The following is a 12,422-nucleotide window of genomic DNA, read 5'->3' as shown; positions in this document are numbered from 1 at the left end:
TGCCGTCAGCGTGGTCTTGCCGTGGTCGACGTGACCGATGGTGCCGACATTGACGTGCGGCTTGGTGCGCTCGAACTTACCCTTGGCCATGGCTGCTTCTTCTCGATGATCTTGGAAAGAATTTGACGATTAAATTATGGTGCTCACGAAAGGAATCGAACCTTCGACCTCCTCCTTACCAAGGAGGTGCTCTACCGACTGAGCTACGTGAGCGTTGTTCTGTCGCTCTATTGTGACACACGCGCGTTCAATGGAGCGGGAGACGGGAATCGAACCCGCACCATCAGCTTGGAAGGCTGAGGTTCTACCGTTGAACTACTCCCGCGACGGGATGACACACTGCCACAACACAATTACTGGTGGAGGGAGGTGGATTCGAACCACCGAAGGCGTAAGCCAGCAGATTTACAGTCTGCCCCCGTTGGCCGCTTGGGTATCCCTCCAACTACCCGCCACAACCCGGTAGCGAAACCGGATCAAAGCGGGGTGAAACAGCCCGCTATTCTTCCCTGACACCCTTGCCTTGTCAACAGCCTTTTGACGCAGGCAGGCACGACAGCGCGACCATCTGTGTGCGCCTGCGCAAGGCACGCGCAACGGCTCAGACCGGGTCAGACATTGAAGCGGAAATGCAGGATGTCGCCCTCCTGCACACGGTATTCCTTGCCTTCCAGACGCAAACGCCCAGCCTCGCGCGCGCCGGCCTCGCCCTTGTACTTGATGAAATCGTCGTAGGCGATGGTTTCGGCCCGGATGAAGCCTTTCTCGAAATCGGTATGGATCACCGCCGCCGCCTGTGGCGCGGTTGCGCCCACCTTCACCGTCCATGCCCGCACTTCCTTCACCCCAGCGGTGAAATACGTCTGCAGCCCCAGCAGCGCATAGGCGGCGCGGATCACCCGGTTCAAACCCGGCTCCTGCAACCCCAGATCGACCAGAAACGCATCGCGATCAGCATCGTCCAGTTGCGACAATTCTTCCTCGATCGCCGCCGACACCGGCACCACTTGGGCGCCTTCGGCGGCGGCACGCGCACGCACCGCCTCCAGGTGCGGATTGTTCTCGAAGCCATCCTCCAACACGTTGGCGATGTACATCACCGGCTTGAGGGTGAGCAGAAACAGATCGCGCACCAAGGTTTTCTCTTCTTCGTCCAGCCCGGCGCTGCGCCCAGGTTTGCCGTCGGCCAGCGCGGCCTGCAGCTTGGCCAACACCGGCTTGCGCGCCGCCGCGTCCTTGTCGCCGCCCTTGGCCGCGCGCTCGGCGCGGTTGAGCGCCTTTTCCACGCTATCCAGATCGGCCAGGGCCAACTCGATATCGATCGTCTCGATATCGGAAACCGGATCGACCTTGTTGTTGACGTGGATGATGTCGCCATGCTCGAAGCAGCGCACCACATGGGTGATCGCATCGACTTCGCGGATGTGCGCCAGGAACTTGTTGCCCAATCCCTCGCCGCTGGCGGCACCGGCGACCAAGCCGGCGATATCGACGAATTCGACCGCGGTCGGCACGACTTTCTGCGGATGGATGATCGCCGCCAACGCGCCAAGCCGCGGATCCGGCACCGGCACCACGCCGACGTTAGGCTCGATGGTGCAGAACGGGAAATTGGCCGCAGCGATGCCGGCCTTGGTCAATGCATTGAACAGGGTCGACTTGCCGACATTGGGCAACCCAACGATGCCGCACTTAATGCCCATGATTCACTTCCAGGATTTGGGATTCGGGATTGGAGATGCGCAACGCATTATTGTGGAGGCGCATCCCCAATCCCCAATCACGAATCCCTGCTCGTATGCAGCCGCTTCATCGCTTCGTTGAAATCGCCCTGCACCGCCAGTGGCAGCACCGCGAGGGCGTCGTCGATGGCACGATCGATCAAAATTTGATCGGCCTGGCTCGCACGACTCAACACCCACGGCACGACCTTGTCCTTGTGCCCAGGATGCCCGATCCCGATACGCAAGCGATGGAAACCGGCATGCCCAAGCAGGCGAATGGTGTCGCGCAGGCCGTTCTGGCCACCGTGGCCGCCATCGAACTTGAGCCGCGCCGTGCCCGGCGCCAGATCGAGATCATCGTGCGCCAGCAGTGCCTGCGCAGGCTCGATCTTCCAATACCGCAGCGCCGCCGTCACCGACTTGCCGCTGAGATTCATATACGTGGCCGGCTTCAGCAGCCACACGGACTGCCCAGCGACATCCACCTTGGCGATCTCGCCGAACAACTTGGCCTCCACGCTCCAGCGCGCACCGGCCTGTTGCAACAGATGATCGACAAAACGAAACCCGGCGTTGTGCCGGGTATTCGCATGCTCGGCCCCGGGATTGCCCAGACCGACGATCAGACGCAGACCAGTCATGCCGCAGCACAGCGCCGCGGCGCCCGAACCACGATGGTCCAGGCACCGCACAGACGCTTACTTGCCGTCCTTCTTCGCCGGCTCGGCCGCCGCCGCATCGGTCGCCTCGGGCTCTTCCTCGACCCGACCATGCTTGGCGATGACCACCGCCACGTCGTGCTCCTTGCCCAACTTCAGTTGCGGCAACTCAACCCCGGCCGGCAGCTTCAGATCGGACAAGTGAATCACGTCGCCGACCGACAGCGTGGACAGGTCGACTTCGACGAACTCCGGCAGGTCCTTGGGCAAGCACACGACCTGGATTTCGTTCAATTCGTGGGTAACGACCACTTCGGCCGACTTGCCGGCCGGCGACACATCCTCGTGGAGGAAGTGCAGCGGCACCGAGGCGTGCAACACCTCGTTGTCGTTCACGCGCTGGAAGTCGATATGCATGATCAGCTGCTTGTACGGATGACGCTGCATATCGCGCAGCAGCACCTTCTGCACATCGCCGTTCAAGCTCAGGCTGAGGATGGACGAATAGAACCAGTCGTTCTGGCTGGCCAGCCAGACTTCGTTGTGGTCGAGTTGGATGTTGACCGGTTTCAGGTCGCCACCGTAGACGATAGCCGGGATCACGCCGTCGCGACGGAGGCGGCGGCTCGCACCCTTACCCTCGACTTCGCGGCGCTGAACCTTGATTTCATGCGTGGTTGCCATTTTGCGTTTACTACCTTGGTTGAATGAACCGCCTCGCGACAGTTTGAAAGACTCTCCCGCGACCAGAAGAGCCGGAACGTAAGTTGGGACAGGCAACGCCCGTCCCAACCCTCAATCGACGTACAACGAACTGACCGACTCGCCGAAGGCGATACGGCGAATGGTTTCGGCGAGCAGCTCGGCAACGCTGAGCTGACGGATCTTGCCGCAGGCGCGCGCCGCTTCCGAGAGCGGGATGGTGTCGGTGACCACCAACTCGTCGAGTTGCGAGTTGGTAATGTTGCTCACCGCCGGGCCGGACAACACCGGATGCGTGCAATACGCGGCCACCTTCAGCGCGCCCTGCGCCTTCAGCGCGGCCGCCGCGGCGCACAGGGTGCCGGCGGTGTCGACGATATCGTCGACCAGCACGCAGGTTTTGCCCTCAACGTCGCCGATGATGTTCATCACCGTGGCCACGTTGGCGCGCGGACGGCGCTTGTCGATGATCGCCAGATCGGCATCGTCCAGGCGCTTGGCCACGGCCCGCGCGCGCACAACACCGCCGACGTCGGGCGAGACCACGATCAGGTTGTCGGTTCCGTAGGCACGCCAGATATCGGCCAACAGCAGCGGCGAGGCATAGACGTTATCGACTGGGATATCGAAGAAACCCTGGATCTGGTCGGCATGCAGATCGACGGTGAGCACGCGGTCGGCGTTGACCGCACTGAACATCTTGGCGGCGACCTTGGCGGTGATCGGCACGCGCGAGGAACGCATGCGCCGATCCTGTCGCGAATAACCGAAATACGGTACCACCGCAGTGACGCTGGCGGCACTGGCGCGCTTGAGCGCGTCGATCAGCACCAGCAATTCCATTAGGTTCTCCGCGCTCGGCGCGCAGGTCGGCTGCAGCACGAATACTTCCTGCCGACGCACGTTCTCCTCGATTTCCACCTGCACTTCGCCATCGGAGAAGCGCGACACCATCGCCTTGCCCGCACGCACGCCCAACTCGCGACAGATGCTCTTGGCCAAAGGCTTGTTGGCATTGCCACAGAACACCAGCAGGTTGCGTTGGTCTTGCATGAGAAATCACTCGGGTGGCGGCAAAAAGCGTGTGGCGAAAATAGCGATGTAACACTGGAGAAACCCAGGCGAAACCACGCTTCGCCTGTTGCATCCACGCACACGAATGTGCCGGACCTTGCGAGAGACTCGCATCAATGGCAGGGGCGGTAGGATTCGAACCTACGAATGCCAGGATCAAAACCTGGTGCCTTGGGCCTCTTGGCGACGCCCCTGCGTAAAACCTGTCAAACCTCCAGCGCGTCGAGCAGCGGCGAGCGAGCCACGCCGCCTGCCACCCAGGCGCGCATCCCGTTCGGCAAGTCCGCCAGCGCACGCTGTGCGGCGGCGCGATCGGCGAACTCGACGAAACAACCGCTTCCCGATCCGGTCAAGCGCGGCGTTCCGATCCGGGCCAGCGCCTGGAACGCCGCCTGGACAGCGGGTTCGCGGCGAAGCAGGACCGGCTCGAACGCATTCCCGAGCAGGAAACCTGAAACGAAGTCGGCTATTTTCGCGGGCACAGCATCCCGCGTCAAATCCGCAGACTGAAACAGGGCCGCGGTGGGCACATGAACGCCCGGATCGACCAGGACATACCAGGCCGGAGGCAACGCGATCGGGGTCAAGCGCTCGCCAATGCCTTCGGCCCAGGCGTCGTGGCCGCGCACGAACACCGGCACGTCAGCGCCCAGCGACAGCCCCAACCGGGCCAGTGCGTCTTCATCCAGACCGGCGCCCCACAGCGCGTTCAGCGCGACCAACACCGTGGCCGCATCCGACGATCCGCCACCAAAACCGCCGCCGGCAGGAATCCGCTTTTCGACGCGAATATCCACCCCTTTGGCGATCTTGGCTTCTTTTTGCAGCAAAATGGCCGCCCGCACCAGTAGATCGTCGGCCTCGGCGACACCGGCCACGGAAGGGCCGATGCGCGCCACCACGCCGTCGGCGCGCGGCCGCACAGACACCGTGTCGCCCCAATCGAGCAGGCGGAACACGGTCTGCAACTGGTGATAACCGTCGGCACGGCGGCCCGTGATCTGGAGAAACAGGTTCAGCTTCGCCGGGGCCGGCCAATACGACCAGCCCCCGTCCGACGCCTGGATCATGACGCCGGAATGTCCCATTGATCGACCAGCAGCCGCACCTTGGCATCCCCGCTGCGCGCTTCGATGCGCCGTGGCAGCGGCGGACGCCCCGCAGCAGGCGGATACCACTCCTGGAACTCGATGTCCCACCCCATCTGCCGCAGCAGATGTGGACGTCCCTGCGCGTCGTCGTCGAGCCGCTCGGGCGCCCGTGCATTGCGCGCCACTAGGCCACGCACCCAATCGGGCAGCAAATTGACCGGAATCTCCCAACCGGTCGCCTGCAGCAATACCTGCTGCGCATCCTCGCCGGCACGCACCCCACCCTCCAGGCCGTCCAGGCGCCCCGCCCCGGATTGGCTATCGCCGCGCAAGCGCCAGCTCTGCCGGGTCACCGGCGCGCTGAGCTGCACGTCGTAGCCGCGCCCGTGCTGGGCCCAGTCGATGCGTCCACTGCCGCCGTTACGCCCGTTGCTGACGGCGACGCGCCCCTGGAACGACCAGTTCGGCTGTGCCTGCAACCATTGCGCACGGGCCTTTTCCGCCTGCCGCGCGGCCATATCGGGCGCACCGACGACCGGCGCCGGCGGACGCGACTGCACCCCTGCACAACCAGCCAACGCAAGGACCGCCAGCACACCCCATGCAGCGCACAACAGCGCCTTCATGGAACCGCCTTTTCCATCGCCCGCTGCAACGCGCGATTGTTCGGGTCGAGCTTACGCGCCGCTTCGAAATACGTATTGGCTTCCTCGTGCTTCCCCTGCTCCCACAGTAACTGGCCGATGTGCGCGGCGATCTCCGGATCCTTCAGTAGGCTCCAGGCGCGACGCAGTTGCACAAGCGCTTCCTGGGTCTTGCCGAGTCGGTACAACACCCAACCGTAGCTGTCGATGATCGCGGCATTGTCCGGATCGGCGGTGCGTGCGCGATCGATCAACTCCAGCGCTTCGCGGTAACGCTTGGTGCGATCGGCCAGGGTGTAGCCAAGGGCGTTCAACGCGGCCACGTTGTCCGGCTCGGTGACCAGGATCTTGCGTAAATCGGCCTCGGCGCGGTCGATGCGGTCGCGGCGCTCCCAGGCCAGTCCACGCGCGTACAACAACGCATTGTCGTCCGGATATGCGGCCAGGCCACGTTCGAACACTTGTAGTTCGCCAGCATCGTCGCCGCTACGCTGGCGCAATTCCGCCTCCAGCACGTAGGCGTCGCGGCGCGCGGCATCATCGGCATTGGCATCGTCCTGCAACGCGCGCGCCTCGGCGAATGCGGCGTCCTTCTGCCCCAGACCATACAGCGCATCGGCCATGCGCAAACGCGCCTCGCTGCGCATGGGACCGCTCGGCACGCCACGATACCAGTCCACCGCTTCCTGGTTGCGCTTGAGGAATTCGGCGATCTTGCCGAGCAACAGCCGCCGTTCGGGATCGGGCCGGTTCGCCCCCTTGCGCAACTCGTCGTACAGCGCGGTCAACGCCACGTCGTCCTGTAGCTTGGACAGCATCGAAGCGCGCAAACCGTAGTTCTCCGTGCTCTGCGGCCCTAGCGCCAGCACCCGTGCCGCGCTGGCGGTATCGCCGATCGCATCGTAGGCATAGGCCAGCGCAGCGCGCAGCTCCGGATCCATCGCCACCTTCGGCTCCACGCCCTGCAACAACGCGCGCGCCTGTTCGACCTTGCCCGCCTGCTGCAATTGGGTGGCATGCAACAGCGCCACCCGTGGCTCGGACGGGAAGCGCTTGACCAATTGGTCGACGATGCGTTCGGCCAGCTTGGGTTGTTCCAGTCGCAGCGCCAGTCGGCCGAACTCCTGCCAGGCTTCGAGCTGATTAGGAATGGCATTGGCATCGAGCAATTGGTCCAATGCTTTCGCCGCCACCTCCGGATCGCGGTTACCACTGGCCAGCGCCATCAAGGCGAAGCGCCAACCACGCGGATCTTTGTCGCGCAACAGCGCCACCAGCAGACTCCGCGCCTGATGCAAATTGCCGCCGCGCAGCGCCAGCGCGGCCTCGGCACTACGCATCGCCAACGAGGCGGGCGCGCGCTGCCGCCACAACGCCAGGGCCTGCGCCGCCGCCTTGCTGTCGTTGGCCAGCATCGCGATGCGGGTGGCGCGCTCGGCCAGGCCAACATCGCCAGGACTGTCGTTGGCCGCCTGCAGATACCAGCGCGTGGCATCGGCCAGTTGCCCGGCCTGCAGCGCGAACTCGCCGGCCAGCACCGGGGTCAGCACGCCCTGCTCCGGGCGCGCGGGCTTGGCGCCGACCGGCGCCGCCACAACGGCGATGACGGACAGCAGCAAAAAGGTACGGATGCGAATCAATGCGGGCATCGGAAGCGGCCGGGCCGTAAAATGGGGCCCTGAATAGCCAGCAGCTTATCGCAAGCGACTGAACAGATGACGTTGTGGGTGCTCGGATTGAACCATCAGACCGCGCCGGTCGACCTGCGCGAACGGGTGGCATTCGCTGGCGATGCACTCCCGCACGCGCTGCAATCGCTGCGCGCTCTGCCCGAGGTGACCGAAGCGGCACTGCTGTCCACCTGCAACCGCACCGAGCTGTACGCGATCACCGACGACGCGCAGCAGCTGGCCGATTGGCTGAATTCGCACGCCGCCGACCTGCACAGTCATCTGTACCAACACCAGGACGCGGACGCGGTGCGGCATCTGTTCCGCGTCGCCACCGGGCTGGATTCCATGGTCCTGGGCGAACCGCAGATCCTGGGTCAGGTCAAGGATGCCTGGGCACTGGCGCGCGAACACGGGGCGATGGGCAACCGTCTGGATCGGCTGTTCCAACAGACCTTCGCCGTCGCCAAGCGCGCCCGCACCGATACGCGTGTCGGCGCCAATCCGGTCTCGGTGGCCTCGACCGCGGTGCGCCTGGCACAAGACGCTTTCGCCCGGCTCAACGAATCGACCGTGCTACTGGTCGGCGCTGGCGAAACCATCGAACTGACCGCCAAGCACCTCAGCGAAGGCCGCGTGCAGCGCCTGCTGATCGCCAACCGCACGCTTGCCCACGCCCAGGAGCTGGCCAGTCGCCACGGTGGCGTGGCACTACCACTGAGCGAACTGGAACGGCATCTGCACGAGGCCGACGTGGTGTTCTCGGCCACCGCCGCGCCCGCGCCGGTGATCACGCGGGTGCAGGTCGAGCAGGCGCTGCGCGCGCGCAAGCACAAACCGATGCTGTTGTTCGACCTGGCGGTACCACGAGATATCGCGACCGACGTGGCCGAGCTGGCCGACGCCTATCTGTATACCGTGGACGACCTGGAACGCGCGGTCGAGGACAACCGCCGCGGCCGGCGCGAAGCGGCCCAGGCCGCCGAGGCGATCATCGACCTGCAGGTCGTGCGCTACATGGAGACGCTGCAGGCCAGCACCCGTCAGGCGCCACTCAAGCGCCTGCGCGCGCATGGCGACAGCACCCGCGACGACGTACTGGCCAAAGCGCGGCAACAACTGGCGCACGGCAAACCGGCCGAAGAGGTACTGGATTTCCTCGCCAACACCCTGACCAACCGGCTGCTGCACCCGCCCACCGCGGCGCTGCGCGCAGAAGCGCTGCGCGGCGATAGCGAATTGGCACGCGCCGCCGAACGCCTGTTCCCGGAAAAACCGGGCTACTTCCACCCACTGCTGAAACCCGATGACACCGACCCTGCGCCGTAAGCTGGAGGCGCTGGCCGAGCGTCGCGAAGAACTCGAACGCCTGCTCTCCGACCCCGAAGTGGTGAGCGATCACCAGCGCTTCCGCGACTACTCGCGCGAATTCGCGCAACTACAGCCGGTCGCCACGGCATTGGCCGAGGAAACCGCCGCCATGGCCGATCTTGCCTCCGCCGAAGCGATGCGTGCCGATCCGGAACTGCGCGAACTGGCCGAGGAAGAAATCGCCGCCGCGCAGGCCCATCTGGCCGACCTGGATGCACAGCTGGCGCTGCTGCTGGTCCCGCGCGACCCACGCGACGACGGCAACCTGTTCTTGGAAGTGCGCGCCGGCACCGGCGGCGACGAAGCCGCGATCTTCGCCGGCGACCTGTTCCGCATGTACGCGCGCTACGCCGAGCGCCAGGGATGGAAAGTGGAAGTGGAATCGGACAACCCCGGCGAACACGGCGGCTACAAGGAAATCGTCGCACGCATCGTCGGTCGCGGCGCTTACTCCAAATTGAAGTTCGAATCCGGCACCCACCGCGTGCAACGCGTGCCGGCCACCGAATCGCAGGGACGCATCCACACCTCCGCGGCGACGGTGGCGATCATCCCCGAAGCCGACGACGTGGAAGAGATCGCGGTCAATCCAGCCGACCTGAAGATCGACACATTCCGCTCCTCCGGCGCCGGCGGCCAGCACGTCAACAAGACCGAATCGGCGATTCGCATCACCCACGTACCCAGTGGCGTGGTGGTGGAGTGCCAGACCGAACGCAGCCAGCACGCCAACCGCGACAAGGCGCTGAAACGACTCAAGGCGCAGTTGCTCGATGCCGAACGCAACAAGCAGGCCGCGGCCGAGGCACAGGACCGCAAGCTTCAGGTCGGCAGCGGCGACCGCAGCCAGCGCATCCGCACCTACAACTTCCCGCAGGGCCGTATCACCGACCACCGCGTCGAGGGCCTGACCCTGTACGACCTGCCGCATGTGATCGAAGGCGATCTCGATGCGCTGATCGAACGCCTGAGCCACGAGCACCAAGTCGACGCACTGGCGCGGCTGAGCGACAGCGCGTGAACCGCCGCGCACCGGCACGCACATGAGCGGCGGCGACGCCGACGCACTGCGCCACCTGCGCGAGACGGTAAGACGCGACCCGCAGGATTTCCTCGCCTGGGTGATGCTGGCCGATGCCGAACTCGGCGCCGGCGCCATCGCCGCTGGCGAACATGCCGCGCTACGCGCGCTGCAACTGCGTCCAGGCCATCCGGAGGCTCTGGCGCGGCTGGGCCGGGTGCGCTGGACCCAGGGCCGCCATGCCGACGCCGCGCACGCCTTGCGCCTGGCACTGCACCAAGCTCCGCAACATCCCGGCATCGCCCTGTGGCTGGGCCACGCCCTGGAAGACAACGGCGAGGCGGAAGACGCCGCCCATGCCTATGCGCATGCGTATGCGCTGCTGCCGCAGGAACCGTCGATTGTCGCGCACTTGCTCAACTGGCGACGCAAACTGTGCGACTGGCGCGATCTCGACGCGCTGTCGCAGCAAGTCCGTGCCGCCGTGCGCCAGGGACATCCGACGATCGAACCGTTCGCCTTCCTCAACGAGGACGCCGCCCCGGCCGAGCAACTGCGCTGCGCGCGCAACCGCGCCGAGGCGCTGGCACGCACGCTGACGCCGCTGCCGACCACGGCGGTGCGCCAACACGGCCCGCTACGGATCGGCTTTCTGTCCAACGGGTTCGGCGCCCATCCCACCGGCCTGCTGACCGTGGCCCTGTTCGAACACCTGCGCGCGCATGCGGACCTACAGATACATTTGTTCGCCCTGAACGGCGAGGACCGCAGCACAATCCGCGCCCGCCTGCAGGCGGCGGCGCACACCTGGCACAGCGTGATCGCGCAAGCGCATCGCACGATCGCCCAGCGTATCCGCGAAACCGGCATCGACGTACTGCTCGATCTGCGCGGCTGGGGCGGCGGCGGCACGCCCGAGGTGCTGGCGCTGCGTCCGGCACCCGTGCAGATCAACTGGCTCGCCTACCCTGGTACATCGGGCGCGCCATGGATGGACTACGTCATCGCTGATGGCTACGCCTTGCCACCACCACTCACTGCACATTACAGCGAGCGGGTCCTGCGGCTAACGCGTGCATTCCAGCCATCCGACACCACCCGCCACGTGGGAACCCCGCCGTCGCGGCACGACTGCGGCCTGCCCGAAGCGGGTACCGTGTTTTGCTGCTTCAACAACAGCTACAAACTGAGTCCACGCAGCATGGCACGGATGCTGGCGGTGCTGCGTCAGGTGCCGGACAGCGTGCTCTGGCTGCTGTCAGGTCCCGGCCAAGCGGATGCGCGGCTACGCGAGGCCGCATGCAAAGCCGATCTGGAACCGACACGCTTACGCTTCATGCCAAAACTGGCGCACCCCGAATACCTGTCACGCTACCGGCATGCCGATCTTTTTCTAGATACATATCCCTATAACGCACACACCACCGCCTCCGACGCACTGTGGGCCGGCTGCCCAGTGCTCACCTGCCCCGGCAACACTTTCGCCGCACGCGTGGCCGGCAGCCTCAACCACCACCTAGACATGGATGACATGAACGTGGTCGACGATGACGCCTTCATCGCCACGGCGGTGCGCCTGGGACGCGACCCGAGCGCGCTGCACGTCCTACGCGAACGCTTGCGGCAACGCCGCGCAAGCAGCGGCCTGTTCGACATGCAAGGCTTTGCCGCAGATTTCGCCGCACTCCTGCGCGCAGTGGCGCGTGAGCATGGGTGGCGCCATGCCGCGTGAGCTGACGCACACGCGGCATGGCAGCAAGCCTGTCAAAACAGCGCCTGAAACGCCTTGCACTGTGCAAGCAATCCCCTGACATCCAGCTCGTCTCCATCCGATAGTCACTGGCGCAAATTGCGGTCGCGCGGCCCATCCTTTCTTCGCTGCAGCGACGCCGGAGAGGTATTTTCACACCTGGCCGTTTGCGCACTTACGCAAGGGTAAGCATTATCGGGCCCCGATTTAGCGTAAAGGTTTCACCAGTAAACATGTATTGCGCCACTCGTTCGGTATCTGGCGTCACATTATTTTGGGTAACTGATAAGCACTTCATCAGTTTGTATTCAAGCTTAATTCATTCCTTGAGCCTGCTCACAGAATGCAGCATCTCGAAATTGATCTTCTGCTCGAAACAAGCAAGGCATTAAAGCCTCGTGACATGTAGGCCCGCTTCTCTTGTTCACTTGCCGCATTGATGCCTCTTCTCAAAAGCATATTTGGTAGCACAAAGAGAAACTCATCCCGAAAACACCCTGGTGACGATACGCGTCTCCGGCGATGACCCGCATCAGCGGTCTATCCACTTTTTTCTTGAGAGCCAGTAAAGCGAATAACAGCAGATTGTTCGTTCATCTTAATAGTTTCCTAAGAAACGACTGAATACAAAACATCCAACTGACCAGGGCTGCCCGATCCATTTATCGGCTGCGCTTCGGGGACTGCTACGCCAAAATTTTATTCCTCTACACACC

11 protein-coding genes and 4 tRNA genes are annotated in these 12,422 nt (G+C 64.3%); 3 read left to right on the top strand and 12 right to left on the bottom strand.

The annotated features are described in order from the left end of the window. The 12 genes from XalbCFBP2523_RS12875 to XalbCFBP2523_RS12820 form a co-directional block, all read right to left on the bottom strand. Positions 1-90, bottom strand: a 90-nt coding sequence (locus XalbCFBP2523_RS12875) for a GTP-binding protein (RefSeq protein WP_032978997.1), incomplete at its 3' end; no start/stop codon positions are given. Positions 91-137: 47 nt separating this feature from the next. Then, positions 138-213: transfer RNA gene (locus tag XalbCFBP2523_RS12870), tRNA-Thr, on the bottom strand. Positions 214-251: 38 nt separating this feature from the next. Further along, a tRNA-Gly gene (locus XalbCFBP2523_RS12865) sits at positions 252-325 on the bottom strand. 32 nt (positions 326-357) lie between these two features. Beyond that, positions 358-443, bottom strand: a tRNA-Tyr gene (locus XalbCFBP2523_RS12860). Between the two features lie 168 nt (positions 444-611). After that, entirely contained in the window at positions 612-1,703 is a 1,092-nt protein-coding gene (gene ychF / locus XalbCFBP2523_RS12855) for a redox-regulated ATPase YchF (protein WP_012915045.1), read from the bottom strand. Positions 1,704-1,780: 77 nt separating this feature from the next. Continuing rightward, entirely contained in the window at positions 1,781-2,365 is a 585-nt protein-coding gene (gene pth / locus XalbCFBP2523_RS12850) for an aminoacyl-tRNA hydrolase (RefSeq protein WP_045765264.1), read from the bottom strand. Between the two features lie 57 nt (positions 2,366-2,422). Next, positions 2,423-3,067 carry a 50S ribosomal protein L25/general stress protein Ctc gene (locus XalbCFBP2523_RS12845; protein WP_012915043.1) on the bottom strand — a complete coding sequence of 215 codons (645 nt, stop codon included), beginning with the start codon at positions 3,065-3,067 and terminating at the stop codon, positions 2,423-2,425. Positions 3,068-3,178: 111 nt separating this feature from the next. Then, a complete protein-coding gene (locus XalbCFBP2523_RS12840) occupies positions 3,179-4,138 on the bottom strand; it encodes a ribose-phosphate diphosphokinase (protein ID WP_045765263.1) in 960 nt (319 codons plus the stop codon). Between the two features lie 138 nt (positions 4,139-4,276). Beyond that, positions 4,277-4,353: transfer RNA gene (locus tag XalbCFBP2523_RS12835), tRNA-Gln, on the bottom strand. Between the two features lie 12 nt (positions 4,354-4,365). Then, positions 4,366-5,229, bottom strand: a complete 864-nt coding sequence (ispE, locus tag XalbCFBP2523_RS12830) for a 4-(cytidine 5'-diphospho)-2-C-methyl-D-erythritol kinase (protein ID WP_045764249.1) — start codon at positions 5,227-5,229, stop codon at positions 4,366-4,368. Then, entirely contained in the window at positions 5,226-5,876 is a 651-nt protein-coding gene (gene lolB / locus XalbCFBP2523_RS12825; protein WP_045765262.1) for a lipoprotein insertase outer membrane protein LolB, read from the bottom strand. The genes ispE and lolB overlap by 4 nt, the downstream gene beginning before the upstream one ends. Continuing rightward, positions 5,873-7,543, bottom strand: coding sequence for a tetratricopeptide repeat protein (locus tag XalbCFBP2523_RS12820; RefSeq protein WP_045765261.1), 1,671 nt, complete (start codon positions 7,541-7,543; stop codon positions 5,873-5,875). The genes lolB and XalbCFBP2523_RS12820 overlap by 4 nt, the downstream gene beginning before the upstream one ends. A 66-nt stretch (positions 7,544-7,609) precedes the next feature. On the opposite strand from XalbCFBP2523_RS12820, the gene hemA reads away from it, so the two are divergent. The 3 genes from hemA to XalbCFBP2523_RS12805 are packed head-to-tail and all read left to right on the top strand — an operon-like array spanning position 7,610 to position 11,688. Continuing rightward, positions 7,610-8,893 carry a glutamyl-tRNA reductase gene (gene hemA, locus XalbCFBP2523_RS12815; protein WP_045765260.1) on the top strand — a complete coding sequence of 428 codons (1,284 nt, stop codon included), beginning with the start codon at positions 7,610-7,612 and terminating at the stop codon, positions 8,891-8,893. Beyond that, on the top strand, positions 8,871-9,956 hold the full coding sequence (gene prfA / locus XalbCFBP2523_RS12810; RefSeq protein WP_045765259.1) for a peptide chain release factor 1: 1,086 nt from the start codon (positions 8,871-8,873) through the stop codon (positions 9,954-9,956). The genes hemA and prfA overlap by 23 nt, the downstream gene beginning before the upstream one ends. Positions 9,957-9,978: 22 nt before the next feature. Continuing rightward, positions 9,979-11,688 carry an O-linked N-acetylglucosamine transferase, SPINDLY family protein gene (locus XalbCFBP2523_RS12805; RefSeq protein WP_045765258.1) on the top strand — a complete coding sequence of 570 codons (1,710 nt, stop codon included), beginning with the start codon at positions 9,979-9,981 and terminating at the stop codon, positions 11,686-11,688. Positions 11,689-12,422 lie beyond the last annotated feature (734 nt).

Origin of the sequence: Xanthomonas albilineans (genome assembly GCF_002939705.1) — a bacterium.
GTDB classification, from domain to species: Bacteria; Pseudomonadota; Gammaproteobacteria; order Xanthomonadales; family Xanthomonadaceae; genus Xanthomonas_A; species Xanthomonas_A albilineans.
Note: the sequence above shows the minus strand (reverse complement) of the source record. Positions and strands in the feature narration are given on the sequence as shown.